This window comes from Tepidiforma sp. (assembly GCF_026419595.1).
GTDB lineage: Bacteria > Chloroflexota > Dehalococcoidia > Tepidiformales > Tepidiformaceae > Tepidiforma.
Genome location: NZ_JANZZD010000048.1, coordinates 1 through 305 on the forward strand (window position 1 = coordinate 1; position 305 = coordinate 305).

Here is a 305-nt window from a genome sequence, read left to right on the forward strand (position 1 = left end):
GTCCCAAGTAGTTGCAGTGTGCCTGCTCCTATATGCTCAAGTCCGACGTAGGGAAGCGCACTAGAATCCGATGGCTTTACCGGGTCCCAGACCAATACTGCTAAGTCGCGCAATGGTCTCTTTTCCCACTCACCCGCCATATCCCAGCTCCTGCAGGTTCTTCGCAATCGCCGCGTCCAGCTTCGCTGCCGCTGCCTGCTGCTCCCGGAGCTGGGCCACCAGCCGGGCCATCTTCTGGTCGAAGGGCTCGTCGTCCTCCTCCTGCGCCTCGGCGCCCACGTAGCGGCCAGGTGTCAGCACATGCC

At 62.3% G+C, this 305-nt stretch carries 1 pseudogene; it reads right to left on the reverse strand.

The window, feature by feature from the left end:
- Positions 1-129 precede the first annotated feature (129 nt).
- Positions 130-305: pseudogene (locus N2041_RS14950) on the reverse strand (SAM-dependent DNA methyltransferase); the annotation flags it as partial.